The organism is Paenibacillus lacisediminis, assembly GCF_046567315.2.
This window is the reverse complement of sequence record NZ_JBKIAX020000025.1, coordinates 27,449-48,757: the sequence shown is the minus strand read 5'-3', so window position 1 is coordinate 48,757 and position 21,309 is coordinate 27,449. Positions and strand designations below refer to the sequence as shown.

Annotated in this window: 16 protein-coding genes; 14 read left to right on the top strand and 2 right to left on the bottom strand. The window is 55.1% G+C overall.

Translation table 11 applies throughout. The features are described from left to right. The first annotated feature begins 102 nt into the window (after positions 1-102). The 8 genes from ACLD72_RS29690 (at position 103) to ACLD72_RS29655 (ending at position 10,805) form a co-directional block, all read left to right on the top strand. Positions 103-333, top strand: coding sequence for an anti-sigma-F factor Fin family protein (locus ACLD72_RS29690; protein ID WP_251596945.1), 231 nt, complete (start codon positions 103-105; stop codon positions 331-333). Between the two features lie 157 nt (positions 334-490). Further along, entirely contained in the window at positions 491-4,018 is a 3,528-nt protein-coding gene (mfd, locus tag ACLD72_RS29685; protein WP_411002765.1) for a transcription-repair coupling factor, read from the top strand. After that, positions 4,005-5,159: a peptidylprolyl isomerase gene (locus ACLD72_RS29680; protein ID WP_411002766.1), complete on the top strand. Its 1,155-nt coding sequence runs from the start codon at positions 4,005-4,007 to the stop codon at positions 5,157-5,159. Before mfd ends, ACLD72_RS29680 begins: the two co-directional genes overlap by 14 nt. Positions 5,160-5,774: 615 nt before the next feature. Further along, positions 5,775-6,317 carry a stage V sporulation protein T gene (gene spoVT / locus ACLD72_RS29675; protein ID WP_411002767.1) on the top strand — a complete coding sequence of 181 codons (543 nt, stop codon included), beginning with the start codon at positions 5,775-5,777 and terminating at the stop codon, positions 6,315-6,317. Between the two features lie 191 nt (positions 6,318-6,508). After that, complete coding sequence (locus ACLD72_RS29670; RefSeq protein WP_411002768.1) at positions 6,509-8,137, top strand: oligosaccharide flippase family protein; 1,629 nt, start codon at positions 6,509-6,511, stop codon at positions 8,135-8,137. 433 nt (positions 8,138-8,570) lie between these two features. Further along, the gene (yabN, locus tag ACLD72_RS29665; RefSeq protein WP_411002769.1) at positions 8,571-10,067 is read left to right on the top strand and encodes a bifunctional methyltransferase/pyrophosphohydrolase YabN; all 1,497 of its coding nucleotides are present in this window, start codon (positions 8,571-8,573) and stop codon (positions 10,065-10,067) included. Positions 10,068-10,251: 184 nt separating this feature from the next. Continuing rightward, on the top strand, positions 10,252-10,524 hold the full coding sequence (locus ACLD72_RS29660) for an HU family DNA-binding protein (RefSeq protein WP_018753532.1): 273 nt from the start codon (positions 10,252-10,254) through the stop codon (positions 10,522-10,524). Further along, positions 10,524-10,805, top strand: coding sequence for an RNA-binding S4 domain-containing protein (locus ACLD72_RS29655; protein ID WP_128630914.1), 282 nt, complete (start codon positions 10,524-10,526; stop codon positions 10,803-10,805). The genes ACLD72_RS29660 and ACLD72_RS29655 overlap by 1 nt, the downstream gene beginning before the upstream one ends. Before the next feature lie 716 nt (positions 10,806-11,521). Here the strand turns inward: ACLD72_RS29655 and hydF are convergent. Next, positions 11,522-12,775: a [FeFe] hydrogenase H-cluster maturation GTPase HydF gene (hydF, locus tag ACLD72_RS29650; RefSeq protein WP_411002770.1), complete on the bottom strand. Its 1,254-nt coding sequence runs from the start codon at positions 12,773-12,775 to the stop codon at positions 11,522-11,524. A 15-nt stretch (positions 12,776-12,790) separates the two neighbouring features. Beyond that, positions 12,791-14,224, bottom strand: coding sequence for an aspartate ammonia-lyase (locus tag ACLD72_RS29645; protein WP_458476469.1), 1,434 nt, complete (start codon positions 14,222-14,224; stop codon positions 12,791-12,793). 183 nt (positions 14,225-14,407) lie between these two features. Here ACLD72_RS29645 and yabP point away from each other — a divergent pair, with 183 nt between their 5' ends. The 6 genes from yabP to ACLD72_RS29615 all read left to right on the top strand — a co-directional run bounded on the left by yabP (position 14,408) and on the right by ACLD72_RS29615 (position 20,509). Next, complete coding sequence (gene yabP / locus ACLD72_RS29640; protein ID WP_251596961.1) at positions 14,408-14,689, top strand: sporulation protein YabP; 282 nt, start codon at positions 14,408-14,410, stop codon at positions 14,687-14,689. Beyond that, a complete protein-coding gene (yabQ, locus tag ACLD72_RS29635; protein WP_411002771.1) occupies positions 14,686-15,273 on the top strand; it encodes a spore cortex biosynthesis protein YabQ in 588 nt (195 codons plus the stop codon). Before yabP ends, yabQ begins: the two co-directional genes overlap by 4 nt. A 48-nt stretch (positions 15,274-15,321) precedes the next feature. After that, on the top strand, positions 15,322-15,654 hold the full coding sequence (locus ACLD72_RS29630) for an FtsB family cell division protein (protein ID WP_458476466.1): 333 nt from the start codon (positions 15,322-15,324) through the stop codon (positions 15,652-15,654). A gap of 117 nt (positions 15,655-15,771) precedes the next feature. After that, positions 15,772-16,248, top strand: coding sequence for a S1 domain-containing RNA-binding protein (locus tag ACLD72_RS29625; RefSeq protein ID WP_128630921.1), 477 nt, complete (start codon positions 15,772-15,774; stop codon positions 16,246-16,248). Positions 16,249-16,636: 388 nt separating this feature from the next. Next, on the top strand, positions 16,637-19,144 hold the full coding sequence (gene spoIIE, locus ACLD72_RS29620; RefSeq protein WP_411002773.1) for a stage II sporulation protein E: 2,508 nt from the start codon (positions 16,637-16,639) through the stop codon (positions 19,142-19,144). Positions 19,145-19,603: 459 nt separating this feature from the next. Continuing rightward, the gene (locus ACLD72_RS29615; RefSeq protein ID WP_458476464.1) at positions 19,604-20,509 is read left to right on the top strand and encodes an ArsR/SmtB family transcription factor; all 906 of its coding nucleotides are present in this window, start codon (positions 19,604-19,606) and stop codon (positions 20,507-20,509) included. Positions 20,510-21,309: the final 800 nt, after the last annotated feature.

The window sequence follows — 21,309 nt, the reverse complement described above, 5'->3', positions numbered from 1 at the left end:
GGTTAGAAGCCAAGTCGTGTCTTGCTGCCGTTCAGAATCAGGGCTAAAAGGAGTCAGTCTGGGGCATACTGAAGACATAATGAATCTTCAGGAGGCATATAGATGGCTATAAATTACGTCTGCCGGCACTGCCGGACGGTGATTGGTAGAATAGAGGCCCCTCAGGTCACGGAAGCCCAACTAGGCTTTCATTCCTTGACCCCCGAGGAACGGCGAGATATAATAGCGTATGATTCGAATGGCGAAATGACGGTTCGGGTGATCTGCGATTACTGCAGGGAAGCGCTGGAGCAAAACCCGGAGCTGATGCTGCTCGCGAGTCCCTTGCAATGAGCGGGGGCAAAGGCCGATGAAGAACGATAAATTTACCGGTTAAAGCGGTTATAGAGCCTTGGCACGTTTGCTGAGGCTCCTTTTTGGTTCGTGTAAATACATTGTCCTGCCCGGCTAGGTAAATAGATTGAATAAGCAGTAAGAGAGGTGCCACACTTTGCTACAAGCGCTAATAGAAGCTTTTTCACGGGATACCGACTTTGCTTCGATGGTCGCCGGCGTCAACTCCGGTATGAAGGAGCAGTTGATTTCGGGATTATCCGGTTCAACGAGACAGGTGATGCTGGCCGCGCTGCACCAGGAGGTAAAGCGGCCGATCCTTGTGGTGACCCACAATATGTTCGCCGCCCAAAAAATTTATGAAGACTTACAGGAAGCGCTCTCATCGAACGAGGTGCTGCTGTATCCCGCCAATGAGCTGGTTGCCGCCGAATCGGCCGTATCCAGCCCGGAAACGCTGGCCCAGCGGATCGAGGTGCTGCTGCAATGCTCCCGTGGATTTCGGGGCGTTGTGGTGGTGCCTTATTCCGGCATCCGCCGTTTTATCCCAACGCCGGAAGTGATGGCGGAGGCCGGGCTGACGATCACCCTCGGAGGGACGATCCAGCATGGCGACTTCCTGAACAAAATGATCGAGCTCGGTTATGAGCGCGTCGAACGGGTTGAATCCCGCGGGGAAATGAGCCTGCGCGGAGGAATCATCGACTTTTTCCCGCTGACCTCGGCAACGGCTTACCGGGTGGAATTATTCGATGACGAAGTCGATTCTATCCGCACCTTCGATCCGTCCGACCAGCGTTCGGTGGACCAAGTCAAGGAAGTATTCGTTCCCCCTTGCAAGGAATTGATCGCTTCTCCGGACCGGTTGGCGATGGCGGCTCAAGGTGCGTCCGAACGCCTGGAGCGGCAACTTGAAAAAATGGCCGACCGCCAGGCGAAAAACAAGCTGCAGGAGGAAATCTCCAAGGAGATTGAGCTGCTGCGGGAGCATGTCTATTTTCCGGAAATCTATAAATATATTTCTTTGATCTACCCTGAGAGAAAAACGTTGTATAACTACATGCCCAGCGACACGCTGCTCATTCTTGACGAGCCGGCGCGCCTGCTGGAGACGGCCAAGCAGCTGGAGCGCGATGAATCGGAGTGGAATCTGCATTTGCTGCAAAACGGCAAAAGCCTTCCGGAGCTGCCGCTGGCGGTAGAGACCGACCATGTGCTGTACCACCGTCCATTCCAAACGTTGTTCCTGTCCTTGTTTCTGCGCCAGGTTCCGCATTCCCAGCCGCAGAACATTCTCAACTTCGTCAGCCGGACGATGCAGGACTTCCATGGGCAAATGAACGTATTAAAGGCGGAAATGGAACGCTGGAAAAAAAGCGGCGCCAACGTTATCATGCTGGCCAGCGGCGAGGAACGCATGGACCGGATGCGGCGGGTGCTGCAGGATTACGGGATCGAGGAGCCAACGCTGCTGAAGGGCAATCTGCAGTCGGGCTTTGAGCTGCCTTCCGTGCATCTGGTCGTCATTACCGAAGGGGAGATGTTCTCCCAGAAGCAGCGCAAAGCGCGCCGCGTCGCCAGCAAAAGCATGGACAACGCCGAACGGATCAAGAGCTATACCGAGCTGAAAGTCGGCGATTATGTCGTTCACCAAAACCACGGGATCGGCAAATATATGGGGATCGGTACGCTCGAGGTCGGCGGGATCCACAAAGACTACATGCATATCATGTATGCCGGCGGCGACAAGCTGTCCGTTCCGATCGAACAGATCGACATGATCCAGAAATACGTCGGCTCCGAAGACAAGGAGCCGAAGGTTTACAAGCTCGGCGGCAATGAATGGCAGCGGGTGAAGAACAAAGTCCGCTCCTCCGTTCAGGATATCGCCGACGATCTGATCAAGCTGTATGCCGAGCGGCAGGCGGCGCCGGGGTATGGCTTTGAGAAGGACTCGCCGGAGCAGCAGGAGTTCGAAGGAATGTTTCCTTACGAGGAGACGCCGGACCAACTGCGGGCCATCGAAGAAATCAAGAAGGACATGGAAAAAAGCCGGCCAATGGACCGCCTGCTCTGCGGCGATGTCGGCTACGGAAAAACGGAGGTCGCGATCCGGGCCGCTTTCAAAGCGGCAATCGAAGGCAAGCAGGTCGCGGTGCTGGTGCCGACCACGATTTTGGCGCAACAGCATTACGAGACATTCCGCGAACGGTTTGCCGGCTATCCGATCAACATCCAGACGCTGAGCCGGTTCCGCAGCCGCAAGGAGCAGAACGAGACGATCAAGGGAATCCGGCAGGGTACGGTGGACATCGTGATCGGGACCCATCGGATTTTGTCCCAGGACCTGGTGTTCAAGGATTTGGGCCTGCTGATCGTCGACGAAGAGCAGCGGTTTGGCGTAACGCATAAAGAGAAACTGAAGAAGCTGAAAACGAATGTGGACGTGCTTACCCTGACAGCAACGCCAATCCCGAGAACGCTGCATATGTCGATGCTTGGCGTACGGGATTTGTCGGTCATCGAGACGCCTCCGGAAAACCGCTTCCCGGTGCAAACCTATGTGGTCGAATACAGCCAGGCGCTGGTGCGGGAAGCGATCGAACGCGAAATGGCCCGGGGCGGGCAAATCTACTACCTGTACAATCGCGTACAGGGAATTCATGAGATGGCGGGGCAAATCTCGGCGCTCGTCCCGGATGCCCGTGTAGGCGTCGGCCATGGGCAGATGTCCGAGCAGGAGCTGGAGAAGACGATTCTCGACTTCCTCGACGGGGAATATGACGTGCTGGTCAGCACCAGCATTATCGAGACTGGCGTCGACATTCCGAACGTTAACACGCTGATCGTGCACGATGCCGACAAAATGGGCTTGTCGCAGCTGTACCAGCTGCGGGGCCGGGTTGGCCGGTCCAACCGGATTGCCTATGCTTACTTCACCTATCAGAAGGACAAATCGTTGACCGAAGTGGCCGAAAAGCGCCTGCAGTCGATCAAGGAGTTTACCGAGCTCGGCTCCGGCTTCAAGATCGCCATGCGCGACCTCGCCATCCGCGGCGCGGGCAATTTGCTGGGGGCGGAGCAGCACGGCTTCATCGCTTCCGTCGGCTTTGACCTGTATTCGCAGATGCTGGCCGAAGAAATTCAGAAGCGCAAAGTGACCATGCTCGGAGAGGCCGAACCTGCGGAAGCGCACTGGAATACGACAATTGATCTCGGCATCGACGCTTATTTGCCTTCGGATTATATTTACGACAGCATGCAAAAAATTGAAATTTACAAAAAAACGGCCTCCGTGGCCTCGTTCGAGGACGTGGCGGAGCTGGAGGACGAGCTGCTTGACCGTTTCGGCGAATTACCGGAAGCGGTGCAGAACCTGCTGTCCGTGGCCAGGGTGAAGTTGTACGGCAAGAAGTACGGCATCGAATCGATCGCATTGCGTGGAGAGGAAGTTACCGTCAAGTTCCACGAAGGCCGGGAGCAGACGATCGTGCCTGCTAAGCTCGCGGAAGTTGGCAATCTGTTCGGAAGACGTGTACAATTTATTCAAGGGTCCGTGATGCTGATCCGGATCAATATCAAAGGTATGGACGATAAAGCTTTGATGGGCCTGTTGGAGCAATTTCTGACCGCCCTGAAGGATGCGTTCAAAGCGAAAGGGGAACTACAAGATGTTTCAAAGTAAAAGGCGTTCCTGGCGAACGCTGCTGATTGCCCTTGTGGCGGTGCTCGCTTTTTCCATCATGGCGGGATGCGGGAAGAAGGATGTTGTCGCCACTTACGAGGGCGGGGAGATCACGGCGAAGGAATTTGATTTGGACCAACGCATCTTGCTGGCGGTTTCGCCGCAAGCGGCACAACTGATGCAGGTGGATCAATTCCGCGAGTATCTGCTCAAACAGGAAATTGCTTACAAGTATCTGGCAGCGAAAGCCGATGAGAAGACGGCGGAAGCCGGGAAGAAAAAGGCGGAGCAGCAGCTTGAAATGATGAAGGCATCATACGGTGGCGCCGATGCGTTCAAAAAAATGCTGGACGCCCAGAAGGTGTCCGAGGCGGAAGTCAAAGATTATTTCAACCGTCTTTACATCGCTATGGAAAACGAGGAGAACAAAGTTACGGAAGACGATATGAAAAAGGAATTCGAAGCGATGAAGGAAAACTTCACGACGGCTTCGGTTCGCCATATCCTAATCGGGTTTACCGATCCGGGCGGCAAACAACGCTCCGAAGAAGAAACGCTTAAATTAGCCAAAGACATCAAAGCCCGCTTGGACAAGGGCGAGGATTTCGCCACCCTGGCTAAGCAATACTCCGAGGATCCGGGTTCCAAGGACAACGGCGGATTATATGAAAATGCCAACGTCAGCGGGTGGGTTGAGGAGTTCAAGCAGGCTGCCTTGACGCAACCGATCAACAAAATCGGTGATCCGGTCAAAACGAGCTACGGCTACCACATTATCCGCGTTGAATCACGTAACGAGAAAAAATACGAGGATTTGACGCAAGATGAAAAGGACCAACTTAAAATGTCGGCCGCCTCAAAAAAAGTGGACGAGTTCATGACCGGGGATCTCGAGAAAAAGATCATCAAGAAAATTAATCTTCCGAAAGTGGAAACCCCGAAGGATAATGGCGGCAACGCGACGGATAACGGCGCAGGCGCCGGAAACGGGGCTGGTACCGGTACGAATGCTGGCACAGGTACGGGCACAAACGCGGGAACCGATGGGTCCGGTAATGCCGGGGTGTCGGGGAACAGCGGCGGCGGAGCTGCCAATAATGGTGGCACGAGCGGAACCGGCAGCGGCAATGCCGGAAAATAACGTGACGATGGCATGAGGAGGGCGGCGGCTGAGCGGTCGCGGAATTAGCGGTAAAAAAGGGCCTTATTTTCGGCAAAAAGAGGGATACACCTGAAATAGAGGATTTTTTTACCGCTATTATAGGGAGATGAGGGCAAAAGATGCTTTTTTTCAAGCTGGCTCCCCAGATAGAGGTAAAAAGTTCCGCTATATTGCCCAAAATGGACATAGTCTCAAAATAGCGACATAAATTACCGCTATTTCCGCTACAGGAGGTTGCCTCCTTTCCCCTCCTCCCCATGCAGCACATCAAACAAACCGCCGGAGTGTATGTCTCCGACGGTTTTTCTTAACCAAACATTTATGGGGGGGCAGGGCTATTTTTTAAAAATGATGGTTGATTATGATGAATAAGGTGCTCCTCAGGGATGAATACTAAGCACAGAATCACAGGTACAGCCAATCCCCTGTTCGCCTCAGGCATCGGTCAGCGGCATTCCGCAAGCTTGGATCGCACTTTCGTCTGCGTCCGGCAGATTTTTGCATAAGAGATCGTATATAGAACTGGTTTTTGATTAGGCTATATCCGAGGAAGCAGTAGTTCAAAACTTCTAAGAAAGCGGGGCAACATGTGACATGAAAGCTACTGGTATTGTACGCCGTATTGATGATTTGGGCCGCGTCGTCATCCCTAAGGAAATTCGCCGGACCTTGCGGATTCGCGAAGGAGATCCGTTGGAAATTTTTGTGGACCGCGACGGAGAAGTCATTTTGAAAAAGTATTCGCCGATCGGGGAATTGGGTGATTTTGCCAAGGAATATGCCGAATCTCTGTACGAAAGTACGGGACATGTTACGCTGATCTCTGACCGGGATACGCTCATTGCGGTGGCGGGGGCTTCGAAAAAAGAATATTTGGACAAGCCGATCAGTACGCTGCTGGAAAACAGCATGGATGGACGCAAAATCTTAATGGAAACGGAATCCGGCGAATACGAAATTACGAAGGACCATCCGGAGAACATCTCTTCTTTCGTAATCGCACCGATTATTGCCGGAGGCGACCCGATCGGGACTGTCATTTTGTTAACGAAGGATAATTCCGTGAAGATGTCGGATTTGGAGTCGAAAATGGCGGAAACGGCCGCCGGCTTTCTGGCCAAGCAAATGGAACAATAACCAGGACTCCTCTCACCTGTGCTATTCTCAAACTTACACACCCCCGATTTACGCGGCGGCCAGCCGTTCGGAGCGGATGTGTAAGTTTTTTGCGTTGAGCACAAAATTAGCCGTAACCCTTGGTTTCGTCATATAATGGAACCTGCAAGCTGTGGCATGTCCATTATCTGAATTGCACAGAAAGGGAAACCATGAAAGAACCGAGCGGAACCTTGGCTTCCAAGCTCCTGAAGGGAGCGGCCATCTTAAGCCTGGCGGCGATTTTGACCAAGCTGCTGGGCACTTTGCAGAAAATACCGCTGCAAAACATCGGAGGCGACGGGGTTTTTGGCATTTACAACACCGTCTATCCTTTTTATACGCTGCTTATTACGTTGACTACATCGGGTTTTCAGGCCGCCGTATCCAGTTTTGTGGCGGAACGCCATGCGGTCGGGAATGAACCGGAACAACGGGAGGTTTTGCGGCTGGCGGCGGCCATGATGACGGTGTTCGGCGTGGCGGGAGCTATCCTGCTGTACTTTGGAGCTCCGCTGCTGGCCCGTTTGATCGGCAGCAGCTTGATCGTCCCGGCCTTGCAGGCGGCTGCGCCGGCATTGCTGTTTTACCCGGTCAGCGCCGCGCTGCGGGGATATTATCAAGGCCTGCAAAATATGGTGCCGACGGCGGTGTCCCAGGTTACCGAACAAGCGGTGCGGGTCACCGTCATGATCGCGCTGCTGCTCTATTTGAGCCGGATTCCGGTAGGCGACCCCGCGTTGGCCGGCGGTGCGCTGGCCGGCTCATCGGCGGGAGCGGCGGCCAGCCTGCTGGTCATGTTGTTATATTGGCGGGTTTATGTGCGAAGGGAAGGACTGCCGGGGGCGGGCAATCCGGGTAACACGGGACTGCCGTCAAAGGCTAGACGTGAGCTTCTCCGGGCGCTGCTGAAATACGCGATTCCGATTAGCTTGGCCGCTTTAGCGGTCCCGTTAATCAGCTTGGTGGACACGTTCTCGCTGCCACGGCTGTTGAATGTCCATGGGGACGAGATTCGCGTTATGGGGCAGGTAGGCATATACAACCGGGGCATCCCGCTTGTTCAGCTCGTGACCATGCTGGCTACTTCTTTGTCGGTGCTGTTTATCCCGGCGATGGCCGAACTGCGGATGAAATCCGACATCGCCGCCATCCGCAGGCAAACGCAAACCGCGCTGCGCTGGTTTTGGCTGATCGGGCTGGCGGCCTCCGTGGGGCTGGCGCTGCTCGCGCAGCCGATCAATGTGATGCTCTATGAGGATGCGGCTGGCAGCGCCACGTTTGCCTGGATCGCCTGGACGGCTGCGCCCAGCGCGCTTATGGTCGTGACTAGCGCGCTGCTGCAGGGGCTTGGCGCCCAGCGTGCGCCGGCGCTGCACCTGCTCGCGGCGGCGCTGCTCAAGGCGGCGTTGAACGCGCTGCTCGTGCCGCAGCTCGGCATCACCGGCGCGGCCATCGCCAGCATCGCCGCCTACGGCGCGGCCGCCGCGCTTAACGCCGCGCTGCTGCTACGCCGCGTGGGGCTGCGTCCGCGCCTGCGGGACGCGCTGCTGCGCCCGGCGGCGGCCCTTCTGGCGCTGGCCGCCGCGGTGACGGCGCTGCGCCTCGCCGTCGCCGAGCTGCTGCCGCCCGGCCGCATGGCGGCCGCGGCGGAGAGCCTGCTCGGCGTGCTGCTTGGCGCAGCCGTGTTTGCCGCCGCGGTGCTGCGCACGCGGCTGCTCAGCGCGGCAGAGCTCGGCGCTCTGCCGCGGATCGGGCCGAAGCTGCTGGCGCGGCTTCGGAAGCTGCGGCTGCTGCCGTAGCGCGTTCGGCGTAGGCGCTCGCTGCCGCGGCCGGTGCTGCCCGCCAGAGGCCTAACCGCGATCGTTGCCTCAGGCCATGGCGGCCGCTGCTCGCTGCAGACCACTGAAGCACGAACGTCCCCGGCCACCAGGCTAACGGACACCAGAGCCCTTAAGCGCCCAATTTCCCGCCATATTCCGCTCTAACGGACATGAGAGACGTTAATTAGTCAAAATGGCTGCCAAAACAGCCAATTTTCCGGCAATAGCGTCTCCTGTGTCCGTTAGCTCGGGAAATAATGCGGAAATTTCCTTTTAGCGTCTTCTCAGTCCGTTAGAGTGCGGCGTTGTCCGCAGCGCGGTTTTGCTTGCCCGGCCTGATTTCATATTTTGCCCCGGCAGTGGTATATTAGGTACATGCAGAAACGGACTGAAGCAGAGGGAGGAAGAGAGCATGAGCGCTCGCATTACGGTCGTCGGGCTCGGGTCGGGCGATCCCGACAAGCTGACCTTGGGAAGCCTGAAACGCCTTCAGGGGGCGGGAGAGGTGTACGTGCGGACGAAAGACCATCCGGTCGTAGCCTGGCTGGAGGAGACGGGAGTGTCGTTCGTTTCGTTTGACGACGTATACGAAGCGAAGGAGGATTTTCCTTCCGTCTATGAGGAAATCGCCGCACGGCTGCTTAGACGGGCCGAATATGGCCCGGCAGGCATGGAAATCGTCTATGCTGTGCCCGGGCACCCGATGGTTGCCGAGGCGACGGTCAAGCTGCTGCGCGAGCGCTGCCCGCAGGCGGGAATCGCGCTGGAGATCATTGGGGGCGAGAGCTTCCTGGACGAAGCGTTTGTCCGCCTCGGGTTTGACCCGATCGAAGGGTTTGCGCTGCTTGACGCGACTGACGTTGGCGTGGGACGGATCGATTCCCGCCGGCATACGCTGATCGGTCAGGTGTATGACCAGCTTACCGCGTCTGAGGTGAAGCTCGGGCTAATGGAGGTGTTCCCCGACGATTATCCAGTTGTCGTCGGACATGCCCTTGGCGTCAGCGGACAGGAGCAGATCCGGCGCATTCCGCTGTATGAGCTGGACCGTGTCGACGGCTACGGCAATCTGTCGCTCGTTTACGTGCCGGCCAGCGAGGACGAGTCCTTACGCATCCGCAGCTTCGAGCGCCTGCACGAAATCGTGACGATTCTGCGCAGCCCCGGCGGATGCCCTTGGGACCGCGAGCAAACGCATCAGTCGATCCGCAAAAACCTCATCGAAGAAACGTATGAGGTGCTCGAAACGATCGATGACGACGATCCCGACCATATGCGTGAGGAACTGGGCGATCTGCTGCTGCAAATCATGCTCCATTCCCAGATGGAAGAAGAGCTGGGCACTTTTACGGTGTACGATGTCATCCGCGAATTGAACGAAAAGCTGCTTTACCGCCATCCGCACGTATTCGGCAATTTGAGCGCGGAGGATGCCGAGGCGGCGCTGAACAACTGGGAAGCGATGAAAGCGGAGGAAAAGCGGCGCAAAGGCATAGAACCCGAGCAGCAGTCGGCTCTCAGCGGCGTGCCGCGCGATTTGCCGGCTTTGATGAAGGCTTACAAGCTGCAGAAGAAAGCCGCTAAGGCAGGCTTTGACTGGGAGCACATCGACGGGGTATGGGACAAGCTGGAGGAGGAGATCGCCGAGCTGAAGCAGGCGGTGGAGGACAAGCAGGATCCAGAGGCACAGGAGCTCGAATTGGGTGACGTGTTGTTCTCGGTGGTCAACGCCGCGCGGTATATTGGTGTAGACCCGGAGCAGGCTCTGGCGCGGACGATCGCCAAATTCACCCGGCGGTTTCATTATGTGGAGGAACGGCTGAAAGCCCAGGGAAAAACGCCCGGTGATAGCACTTTGTCAGAAATGGACGCATTTTGGGAGGAAGCTAAGTCGAAAGAACGGGAATGATGGGAAAAAAGGCCTAAAATTCGGTTTTTTTGCGAAAAAACCAAAAAAAAGTTCCCGTGCGGGCAGGAATTTCAATACGAAGCAAGAATACTGTTACAAAGATATCGTTATGGCTTAAGGGCAGGCCTTTTGCCTGTAGTGCCAAGGTATCACCTATTTTTTTATTTATTGGGAGGCATTATTAATGAACAAAACAGATCTGATCAACAACATTTCCAGCAAAAGCGGTTTGACGAAAAAAGACGTGGAATCCGTATTGAACGGTTTTCTCGGTGAAATCACGGAAGCTCTTGCTGGCGGAGACAAAGTACAATTGATCGGCTTCGGCACGTTCGAAACCCGCAAACGTTCCGGCCGCACGGGCCGTAACCCGCAAACGGGCAAAACGATTGAAATCCCGGCATCCAATGTTCCGGCATTCAAAGCGGGCAACAAACTTAAAGAAGCTGTAAAATAATGCGTCTTGATAAATTCCTGAAGGTATCACGGTTAATTAAGCGGCGTACGGTTGCAAAAGATGTCTCCGAACAAGGAAGAGTTCTCATCAACGGACGCGAATCCAAACCGAGCAGCACAGTAAAGGTGGGCGACGAAATTACGGTGCAGTTCGGCCAAAAGCTGGTTACCGTCCGCGTTGAACGCCTGGCCGAAACAACTCGCAAGGATGAAGCTGCGACCTTGTATACCTTGATTAAGGAAGAGCCGATCGCGAAGGATAACGGTCTGGATTGGACCTGATTCGCGGTAGGCCATGAGCATGTCCCGTTTAGGCGGGGCATGCTTTTTTTTTAACCTTTAGAATTTATAAAATTTCGGGCAAGGTAGAAGGCGAAGCGCAGGTAGAGAGAGAAGGAGAAGAGGGGCGTGGGTGCTAAGGGACACCAGCGCCGTTATTTTCGGAAAAACGGAGGATTGCAAAATGTAACGGACACACATGCCCTTATTTACCTCAAATCGGCCTGGATGAACAGGTTTAGAGTGAAATAGGGTCATGTGTGTCCGTTAGGCTGGGAAATACCCGGGAAATGGGCGGATAAGGTCACTGGTGTCCGTTAGAGCAGCGTACAAAGTAGAAGTCAGAGCCATTAATTGAGCTAGAATAAAAAGGACGCCGTCAGGCGTCTTTCTTATTACCCGGGTTGGGGAAAATAACGGTAAAAAAGGTCTCTATTCTCGCCAAAAAAGGGAGTTCTGCAGAAATAGGGGGATTTTTTGGCGTTATTTTAGCAACATGACGATAAAGAGGGTCATTTCCAGGCTTGATCGCCAAATAGGGCCGAAAAGCTCCGCTATTTTGCGCGGGGAGAGGGCAGGTCCCGGAATAACACCCCAAATTACCGCTATTTCCGTCAGCGGAGGCGTACGCCCATTTCCCATCCCCTATACGCGTGCCCCCATTGTCCATCCCTTCCCCGCGCACGAACCTAACACGCGCCTAAAGTATGGGTTCGCACCTACAAAACCGCCGACTCCTCCCACGCCATCATGGCGGAGGGGAACAGCTCGATCGCCCGCGGGAACACGCCGTGGATGTAGGCGATCAATACGCCGTAGTTGACGATCGGCACGCCGGCGGCTCGGGCCTCGTCGAGGCGATGCAGCATGTCGCGGCGGTTCAGCATGCAGGCGCCGCAGTGGACGATCAGCGCATAGCGGGTCAGGTCCGGCGGGTAACTATGGCCGGAGAATTGCTCGATATGCAGCTGTTTCCCCGTCACCTGGCGCAGCCAACGCGGAATTTTGACGGAGCCGATGTCGTCGGACTGCCGATGGTGGGTGCAGGCTTCCGCGATCAGCACATGATCCCCGTCGCGCAGATTTTCGACGGCCCGCGCGCCTTTGACCAGCTCGCCCAAATCGCCTTTATGGCGGGCGAACAAAATGGAAAACGAGGTCAGCGGCACTTCTTTTGGGGTATCAGCAGCCACTTTAAGAAAAACCTGCGAGTCAGTGATGACCATCCGCGGGTTGCCCTTCAATCGCTCCAACGTTGCCCGCAGCTCATGCTCCTTGGTTACGACGGCGATGGCGTCGCTCTCCAAAATATCGCGGATCGTCTGCTGCTGCGGCAAAATCAGCCGGCCTTTAGGGGCGGCCTTGTCGATCGGCACGACCAGCACAACGACGTCACCGGGGGAGAGCAGGTCGCCGACAATCCGGAAACGGTCGTCATCGTGAGGGAGCGCGCCCGTGATCGCTTTCGTAAGCTCGGTCACGCCCGTCCCCGCCGTGGCGCTGAACGGTACGCACTCCAGCCCCAATTGTCCCTTCACCCGGGCCCGCGCCCTATCCACCTCATCGATGGTGTCGATTTTATTCAGCACCCCGACCACCGGAATGTTTTTCTTCTTCAACTCAGCGAGCAGGTCCGGATAAAAACCATCGGCTCCTGTCAGCAGGGCCTCCGCCGCATCGATCACCAGCAAAGCGAGATCGGTGCGCTCTATCAGTTCCCGCGTTTTTTGCTTGCGCAGTCCGCCGAGCAGGCCCTCGTCATCGAGTCCGGCGGTGTCGGCCAGCACGACCGGTCCCAGCGGGAGCAGTTCCATCGCTTTATATACCGGATCGGTTGTCGTCCCCCGAACCGGGGACACCACGGAAATATCCTGACCCGTCATGGCGTTAACCACACTGGATTTTCCGGCATTCGTCCGTCCCAACACCGTAATATGCGTCCGCTCTCCGCGCGGCGTAGCGTTTAAGCTCATCTCGCGTTCCTCCTTCTATTTGCCGGGAATCCCCGGCTTGGTCACTTCAAGCGGGTTCAGAATCCGGGCCGCTTGCTCGGCGGTCAGCAGCCCGCGTTCCAGGGCGGCCTGCTCCACGGTTTTGCCTTCCCGGCTGGCCTCACCCGCGATTTCGGCGGCAAGCTCGTACCCCAAATGGGGGACGAGGGCTGTCGCCAGCACGGTGGAGCGCTGCAAATGCGCGCGGCACGCCGCCTCGTTCACGGCGATCCCGCGCACACAGCGCCGCTCGAACAGCTCCACGGCACGCTGCAGGGTCTCCAGCGATTCCAACAGGGAATCGGCGATCAGCGGGCCAAACGCGTTGAGTTCGAGCTGGCCGCCGGCGGCCGCCAGGGTGATCGCCGCATCGTTCGCGATCACCCGCATGGCGGTCAGCCCGGCCATCTCGGCCATGACCGGGTTGACCTTGCCCGGCATGATCGAGGAGCCGGCCTGAACGGCGGGCAGCACGTACTCGCCGATGCCGCCGGCCGGGCCGGAGGCCAGCAAACGTAAATCGCCGGCGATTTTGAGCAGGGTGACGGCCGCCGCCTTCAGCAGGCCGGACACCTCGACAAAGACGTCCCAATTTTGCGTCAGGTCCATTGGATATTCGCTTTGGGCGAGACCCAGCCCCGACAAATCCCGCAGCATCTCCGCGACCTGGCAGCTGTATGACCGCGGAGCCCCAAGCCCCGTCCCGATGGCGGTGCCGCCGAGCGGAATCTCGCGCAGCCGCTCCTCCGCCTTGTACAACCGCCACCGGTCGCGCGCGGCCGCTTTGGCATAGGCGCCGAACCCTTGTCCGGCCATCATCGGCAGGGCGTCCATCAGCTGCGTGCGGCCCAGCTTGAGCGTGTCCGCGAATTCCCGCTCCTTCTCCTGCAGCGCTTCCTGCAAGGAGGCGTAAGCCTCGCTGAGCGGGCGCAGCAGCCGGATCGCGGCGATGCGCAGCGCGGTCGGGTACACGTCGTTGGTCGACTGGCAGCAATTGACGTGATTTAGCGGATGAACCAGCCCGTAGTCGCCTTTTTGCCCGCCAAGCCGTTCGATGGCCAGATTGGCCACAACCTCGTTGACGTTCATGTTGGTGGAGGTGCCCGCCCCGCCCTGCAGCGCGTCAACCGTAAACTGGTCCTGCAGCGCGCCTGCGGTGATTTCGTCGCACGCCCAAACGATCGCTTCCGCCACTCCCGCCGGAATCAGGCCCAGCTTGCCGTTTACGGCGGCGGCCGCTTTTTTCACCAGCACGAGCGCCGCGATCAGGCGGCGGTTGACCGGCCTTCCGCTGACCGGAAAATTGTCCATGGCCCGCGCCGTATGAATCCCGTAATAAACGTCCGCGGGAATCGCTTTTTTGCCAAGGGGATCGGATTCCCAGCGGTATTTTCCCTCATGTTCGGCCCCTTCTTTGCTATCTTGCTCCATCAGGATTCGCCTCCAAAAGCCGCTTTTATTGCATCCGTAATTATCGTAAAAAAACAGCCTGCCAAATCCTGTAAAGAAAGTCACTTAAGCATGTTGAAATCAGGTTGAAGTCTTGTGAAGTTATCCGGTTCTAAAGCCGACAATTCGTCCATAAGCTATTGGTAAGAAGGAGGGGTACATGCCATGGTCGAACAAATGAAAGGAAAACACCAGGAGCTGCATTTAATGAATCGCAAGCTGCTGGAGATTTCGGGAGTCCTCAATGTGGAAAGCTTCGACAATGAGGAGTTTCTGCTGCAGACCGAATTAGGGCATTTGACGATCCGCGGACAAAATTTACATATTAAAAACCTGAACCTCGAGCAAGGGCTTGTCAGCATTGAAGGCCTGGTCAACACTTTGTCGTATTTGGAACAGGGCTCTCATCCGTCCGGCAAGGGTTTGCTCGGCAAACTGTTCCGATGAACCTGGAAACGCAGTGGGTAACCCTTCTATGGATGTTTGCCTCCGGGGGGATTATGGGGATCGTCTTTGACAGCTATCGCGTCGTCTCGGGACAATTCCGTTTTCCCCGCTGGAGCGTCCATGCCCTTGACCTGGTGTATTGGGCGGCAGCCGCCTTGTTTGTATTCCGCATGTTATACCACAGCAACCACGGGGAACTAAGGTTCTATGTTTTTCTCGGGTTGTTTCTAGGTATTTGGATTTATTTTTTGCTCCTTAGTGTTCTAACGGAACGATTTGTGTTAATGTTAATATGGATAACTACCCAAATTTACCGATTTATCGTAAGGATTATCCAGCTGTTCATCATTGCTCCGCTCCGTTGGTTGTTTAAAGGAGCCAAGCTTCTGTTCGGTTTTGTCTGGATCGTGCTGCTGTTTCTCGGGCGGATCACGCTGCTGCCGTTATGGAAGATAATTGCCTGGGCCTTCAGGCCTATGTGGAAGCGGCTACGGATCCCGGAAGGGCTGAGCAGACTTAGGAGTTGGCTGGATGCCTGGAAGAAACGTATTATGCGTTTGTTACGCTGGTTTATCAAAGAGTGATGCTTTAAGGAGGTGTCCCTGATGCGTGCGGTTACGACAAATCCAAAGATGTCAAAAAATCCTCGGAATTCTCAAAAACCCGGAAGCGTCGGGGGACGGCGGCGGCTCCGGTTGTGGCTAGGTTTTATGATCGTATTCCTCGGCTGGGCGGCGTATACGTATATTTCCCAATCCGAAGAGATCGGCGGAAAGTCGCAGCAGCTTGCCAAGACGCAGGCCTCCAAGGAGCAAACTGAAGAAAGTTTGAACCAGCTTAAATATGAAGTGAACCGTCTGAAGGACCCCGAATATATCGGTCAAATTGCCATGAAGAAATACGGGCTGTATAAACCCGGGGAAATTCCGGTTAGGGTATCGGAATCCGAAACCGGAAATAACTGACCCCATGCGGGATATACGTCTGTTGACCTTGTTTCAGTCATTCGGTATAATCAAATCACCGCAGTCATGAATTTCGAGGCCTGGCTGTATATTTTTAAGGGAGGATCATTTTATTTTATGGCAATTGAAGTGGGCACCAAGTTAGAGGGAAAAGTGACAGGCATCACGCATTTCGGAGCATTTGTGGATCTGTCAGGAGGTGTCACGGGTCTCGTTCACATCTCGGAGATCGCCGACAATTACGTTAAAGACGTTAACGATCATCTGAAGATTGGCGACACGGTTACCGTCAAGGTAATCAATGTCGATAAGGACGGTAAGATCGGACTTTCCATCAAACAGGCTGTTGACAAACCGGTAGAGGCCAGACCGCCTCGCGCACCAAGACCGGATCGGCCAAGCGGAAGAGACGGAGACCGTCCGGGCGGCGGATTCAATCGGGACCGTGGAGGACGCTCTTTCAAGCCCCCAGCCAACAAATCTTCCTTCGAAGACAAAGTATCTCGATTCCTTAAGGACAGCGAGGAGCGGATTTCATCGCTCAAGAAGAACACGGAAGGCAAACGCGGCGGACGCGGTGCCAAACGAATGTAACCCTAAAGTGATCAAAAACTTCAGACCCACCGCAGGTGATCAGCGCCTGCGGTTTTTTGTGCGCTTTTTTGCGGCCATCCCCGGCGAATCCGTAGCTTTTGCTGGAGCAAAGGAGGTTTTGTCGGCTGTCCGCTTTTGCCGACAGGTTCTTACGCAATTTTACGAGGATTATGCTCCCTTGGCGGCGTCCGCATTGCAAAGTCCATGCGAACATAGGGACGCTTCGGGGCAACCATCGCCATGGCGGGCCTGCATTCGCGCCGTTTCGTAAACCCCTCTCAATTTGTCGGAAATTTCTTTGGACGCTCCTCCGGTATCTGACAAACTTTCCGCTTCCGCGCTCCTATAATGGGACATACCTTACAAATTTGGAAAAGGCGGTGCCAGGATGTTGAACAAGTGGAATGTCACTCTGTTTCCAGGATTGAAAAAGGAAAAGGCGTGGAATAAAGAGGCGTGGTGGAACGAAATTTTAAATCTGCCGGTCATTGGGCGGGCCGCTCGTTTTCTTGCGGCGAGCAAATGGAACGGGCTGCTGATCCTGATGAGTTTCCTGCTGGGGCGGGCGACGATATTGGACGAGCTGGCGCCGTTCGCGGTTGCTTTTTTTGCTGTCATGGTGTTCATGCGGCGGGACATAGCTATGGTAACGGCGGCGGTGATGGTGGCGGGGGCCATGTTCACGCCGGGAGCACAGGTGCATGCCGCCCAGATTGCGGTGGAGCTGCTCATTTTTTATTTGCTGCAAAAAGGACTGGAAGCGTTTGAGCGGGCGGACATTTCCTATGCGCCGATCATGGTGTTTACAAGCACGTTTTTCGTCGGACTGTTCGGTGCGGTCATCGGGCCGTCGCTGACCTGGTACGCGCTGACGATGACCGTGATGGACGCGCTGCTCAGTTTCGTACTCACGCTGGTATTTATCCAGGCGGTCCCCGTCTTTACCTACCGCAAAAGACACTACCACCTGCGGGGCGAGGAAATTTTATGTCTCGTCATCCTGCTTGCCTCGGTTATGACCGGCACGGTCGGATGGGAAATTTCCGGGTTGTCCGCTGAGCACGTGCTGTCCCGCTATTTGATTCTGCTGTTCGCTTTCGTGGGCGGCGCTCCGCTTGGCGCGTCGGTTGGCGTCATAACCGGGCTTATCTTAAGCTTGGCCGATACGTCGGCGCTCTATCAAATGAGCTTACTGGCCTTTTCCGGCATGCTCGCCGGCATGATGCGGGAAGGGCGAAAATGGGCCGTCGGCTTCGGCATGCTGCTCGGTTCCTCGATTCTTTCTATTTACATTGCCGGACCTGCGGACGTCATGTCCTCGACTTGGGAGAGCTGCGCTGCGGTACTGCTGTTTCTTTTGACCCCCAAAAAAACGGTGAATATGATCGCCAAATATGTTCCCGGCACGCAGGAGCATGTGAAAACGCAGCATGAATATGCCAAGCGGGTGCGCGACATTACGGCCGAGCGGGTGGCGCAGTTCTCCCAAGTCTTTAAGCAGCTGTCCCGAAGCTTTGGCCAAGTTTCCAGTTCGGGTGAAATCGCCAAGCGCGGCGAGGAAATCGACCATTTCATGAATGCCGTAACGGAAGGAGCTTGCGCCACCTGTTACCGCCGTGGCACGTGCTGGGACGGCAAATTTTATCAGACCTATAAATTGATGACGGAGATGATGACGGCCATTGAAGAGAAGCCGGACATTCTTTCGGACGAGCTGCCGCCGCGGTGGGGCAAGCTTTGCGTCAAAACCGACCAGGTGCTGGACGTGATGAAGCGGGAATATGAACTCTACCAACATGATATGCACTGGAAACAGCAAATATACGACAGCCGGCAGCTGGTGGCCGAGCAATTGTCCGGGGTGTCCCAGGTGATGGAGGACCTGGCGAAGGAAATCAAGCGGGAAGGACAAGCCATGTACCGGCAGGAGGAGCAAATCCGCGAGGCTTTGGAAAAAATGGGCTTGTCGATCCACAGCATTGATATCGTCAATTTGGATCACGGCAACGTGGAGATCGAAATCGTGCATGCTTACACGCGCGGGTTTGATGAATGCCGGAAAATTATTGCTCCGCTGCTGTCAGATATCTTGGGCGAGCATATCGCGGTGATAAACGAGACGATGCACGGGGGAAAAGAGGGGCTTGCGACCGTTACGTTCGGTTCGGCCAAAGCGTTTGAAATTACGACCGGGGTGGCCGGCACGGCAAAAGGGGGCGATTTGCTGTCCGGCGACAGCTTCAGCGCCAAGGAGCTGGGCAACGGCACCTATGCGGTAGCCATCAGCGATGGCATGGGCAACGGGGAGCGGGCGCGTCTGGAAAGCAGCACGGCGCTCAGCATTCTCGAACAGCTGCTGCAGTCGGGCATGGAGGAGACGTTGGCGATCAAATCGGTTAACTCGATCCTGATGCTGCGCTCGCCGGACGAGGTGTACGCCACGGTGGATATGGCGCTGATCGACCAATATACGGCGCGTACGATCTTTATGAAGATTGGGTCCTCCCCAAGCTTTATCAAACGCGGGAAGGAGGTGATCCCAGTTTCGGCGAGCAACCTGCCGATTGGGATTATCCAGGACATCGAGGTCGATCTGGTGACGGTGCAGCTGTATCCCGGCGATACGCTGATCATGATGACTGACGGCATTTACGATGCGCCTGGACCGGCCGTGAACAAAGAGCTGTGGATCAAGCGGCTGATCCAGGAGATCGGGGCCGACGATCCGCAGGAAATCGCCGATTGTCTGCTTGAATCGGTCATCCGCTATCAGAAAAACGTCATCCACGACGACATGACCGTCGCGGTGGCCACCGTCGACCATTTGCGGCCGCAGTGGTCCACACTGCACATCCCCGGGATCAGCCGGTTGGAAAGGCCGCGTACAGTCAGTTAGGGGAGGACTTGAGGTGAGAACCTCAGGTTCTTTTTTTTGACCTTATAATTTATAAAATTTCGGTCATGGTAGAGGACGATGCGCAGGTAGAGAGGGGAGAAGAAGAGAAATTTGGGGGCTAAGGGACACCAGAGCCGTTATTTTCGGAAAAACGGAGGTTTGCAAAATGTAACGGACACAGATGACGTTATTTACCACAAAACGCCCAGGATGAATGGGTTTAGAGCGAAATAGGGTCGCCTGTGTCCGTTAGGCTTTGAAATACCCGGGAAATGGGCGGATAAGGTCGTTGGTGTCCGTTAGAGTAACGTCCAAAGTAGAAGTCAGAGCCATTAAAGGATGCCATCAGACGTTTTTCTTACTCGAATTGTTGTGTTGCTTGATTTGATGTTTTGCCTGAATTGGGGGGAAGCACGCTATAATAGAGAGAGAAAGGGGCGTGTGGAATTGGATTACCGCGTGAACATAACATTTGAACCCCGGTATGAGCTATTGAGCAGTCTACATACAATTATTTGCCGCAAGTCGCATAAAAAAATCGACCTTGCCCCGGCCTGGGTCAAGGAAACTTTAAACCTTCTGACGCCCGAGTTCGCCTTCATGCTGAACGAGATGGAAGTCGACAGCGATTGGAAAATCACCTACCTGCTGACCTATCTGTGTCCGGACGGACTGGCGCCGGAAGCCTTCCTCGCTTGGCTGGAGGCCAAGACACCGGGCGATTTATATGAGCTGACCGCCGGATACACCCAGCAGTTCCCCAAGGATATGGGGCTTTACCGCTCACGGACGCTCGAGGTGTTGTCCATGTGGAACGAGCAGTATTTCCGCCGGCTGGATCCGGCGGTGCCGGGCGCGCTGCGGGCGGAAGCCGGACATCGCAGAGCGGAACTGGACGGTGCCGCCGACCCGTTGGCGTTTGTTGAACAGACGACCAATGGGCTGGCGTTTGCACCGAAGGAAGGGCTGGAGCAACTGGTGCTGGTGCCGCAGTATCATTTTCAGCCGATGAACGTCATTTATCACTTTGGTAAGGTAACGTTATGCCATTATGCGGCGCGAATCTACTTCGCCGAGGAAACGGATTTTCCGCCGCAGGAATACCGCATGATCCGGGCGCTCGGTGAGCAAAGCCGGCTGAAAATCCTCCGTTACTTAAGCGAGGGCCCGCGAACGTTTACCGAAATTGTCCGCCATTTGCAATTGTCGAAAGGGATAACGCACGATCACGTGTCCAAGCTGCGTAGCGGCGGCTTCCTCCGGGCCCACTTCGAGGGAGAGACGGTCACCGAATACAGCCTGCGTGCGGAGATGCTGGATGTGATGCACCGGAAGCTGGTTGATTATATTAGGCCGCAAAAGTGACGGTAAAACGGCAAAAGGAGCTCAACCTCGGGAAATCGGCGCTTAACTTACGGTTAATCTCGAATGATCTCGACTGATCAGGCAATCCGGGACATTTTCTGCGCTAACGGTTGTATTCGCGCTTATTTAGGCGAAACCGCCCCATTACTGCAATTAAAGCGGGAATAGGCTCGCTGGCAACCGTTACATTTTGAATCCGCTCGTTTTTACCCCAATAGCGTCGATCACAACCGTTAGACTTTTTGCAACGAACCGCCGGCCTTTAAAATAGCGGCATTTTATGCACTTATTATCCGGTGCTTAGCATGTTCATCCCCATTAGCGGCATTTTATGGACTTATTTTCCAAGAATGGTCCGGAAAGCGGGTATTTTTTTGCGATCCTAAAAAATAACGACATAAATTTCCTCTATTTCTCTCAAATGGACGAATATCGCCGAAATAGCGACGTTTTTTATCCTTATGTTTTTCTCAGTCAGGAGTCGCTTAGGTAGCCTGATTTTGATCTCCAAAATGTCTCTGTTTTTCCCAAAGAAGAAGAGCCGGCCCTTACGGGCAGGTCGATTATGGTCAAACACCACCATGATCGGCCTGTTTTTTTATTTTGCAGTTATATTTTGAAATTCTCTGAATAAAGAAAAACAAATAAGTTCTCTATTTACAGAACAAATTGTCATCCGTATAATGGTAAAAGCATATAGTCGAGTTATCTTATCGGAATTTAAGAGTATGATAAGCCACGATCTGTTTTCAGGCAAATGGGAGGGAGAAGGATGAAACAAAAAGACCGTATACGCCTAT

What these genes read in the sequence shown, in the direction of transcription:
- ACLD72_RS29655 (WP_128630914.1), top strand. Translation starts at nt 10,524, where the DNA reads ATGCGTCTTGATAAATTCCTGAAGGTATCACGGTTAATTAAGCGGCGT.
- yabP (WP_251596961.1), top strand. Translation starts at nt 14,408, where the DNA reads ATGGTCGAACAAATGAAAGGAAAACACCAGGAGCTGCATTTAATGAAT.
- yabQ (WP_411002771.1), top strand. Translation starts at nt 14,686, where the DNA reads ATGAACCTGGAAACGCAGTGGGTAACCCTTCTATGGATGTTTGCCTCC.
- hydF (WP_411002770.1), bottom strand. Translation starts at nt 12,775, where the DNA reads ATGAGCTTAAACGCTACGCCGCGCGGAGAGCGGACGCATATTACGGTG.
- ACLD72_RS29645 (WP_458476469.1), bottom strand. Translation starts at nt 14,224, where the DNA reads ATGGAGCAAGATAGCAAAGAAGGGGCCGAACATGAGGGAAAATACCGC.
- ACLD72_RS29660 (WP_018753532.1), top strand. Translation starts at nt 10,252, where the DNA reads ATGAACAAAACAGATCTGATCAACAACATTTCCAGCAAAAGCGGTTTG.
- ACLD72_RS29670 (WP_411002768.1), top strand. Translation starts at nt 6,509, where the DNA reads ATGAAAGAACCGAGCGGAACCTTGGCTTCCAAGCTCCTGAAGGGAGCG.
- yabN (WP_411002769.1), top strand. Translation starts at nt 8,571, where the DNA reads ATGAGCGCTCGCATTACGGTCGTCGGGCTCGGGTCGGGCGATCCCGAC.
- spoIIE (WP_411002773.1), top strand. Translation starts at nt 16,637, where the DNA reads ATGTTGAACAAGTGGAATGTCACTCTGTTTCCAGGATTGAAAAAGGAA.
- spoVT (WP_411002767.1), top strand. Translation starts at nt 5,775, where the DNA reads ATGAAAGCTACTGGTATTGTACGCCGTATTGATGATTTGGGCCGCGTC.
- ACLD72_RS29680 (WP_411002766.1), top strand. Translation starts at nt 4,005, where the DNA reads ATGTTTCAAAGTAAAAGGCGTTCCTGGCGAACGCTGCTGATTGCCCTT.
- ACLD72_RS29625 (WP_128630921.1), top strand. Translation starts at nt 15,772, where the DNA reads ATGGCAATTGAAGTGGGCACCAAGTTAGAGGGAAAAGTGACAGGCATC.
- ACLD72_RS29630 (WP_458476466.1), top strand. Translation starts at nt 15,322, where the DNA reads ATGTCAAAAAATCCTCGGAATTCTCAAAAACCCGGAAGCGTCGGGGGA.
- ACLD72_RS29690 (WP_251596945.1), top strand. Translation starts at nt 103, where the DNA reads ATGGCTATAAATTACGTCTGCCGGCACTGCCGGACGGTGATTGGTAGA.